Source organism: Halomonas sp. ND22Bw, from assembly GCF_003011945.1.
Lineage (GTDB): Bacteria > Pseudomonadota > Gammaproteobacteria > Pseudomonadales > Halomonadaceae > Halomonas > Halomonas halophila.
This window is the reverse complement of record NZ_PXWD01001416.1, coordinates 1-250: the sequence shown is the minus strand read 5'-3', so window position 1 is coordinate 250 and position 250 is coordinate 1. Positions and strand designations below refer to the sequence as shown.

Genomic DNA, 250 nt, shown 5'->3' with positions numbered 1-250 from the left:
CACGGTCGAAGGTCATGCAACGGCCCGGTCAGGGGCAGGAATGGAAAAAGTGAAAACGGCGGTCAGCGGCTCGAATTGCCTTCGGTCTTCAGGAATTGCGCGAAACCGGGGTCGGTGTAGGCGGCTGGGGGCAGGTCGTCGGTGAGCAGGGCGGCGTCGACCTCGGCCAGTTCCTTGAAGCGCTGGTCTTCCTGCCAGACGCTGATGCCGACGAGCCCGACCACCAGCGCGACCAGCGGGAAAATGGTGC

General features: G+C 64.4%; 1 protein-coding gene. It reads right to left on the bottom strand.

Going from position 1 to position 250, the window contains the following annotated elements; all coding sequences use genetic code 11:
• Positions 1 to 62: 62 nt before the first annotated feature.
• The coding region (locus CVH10_RS22870) for a DUF3619 family protein (RefSeq protein WP_146143322.1) at positions 63 to 250 on the bottom strand (188 nt) is incomplete at its 5' end.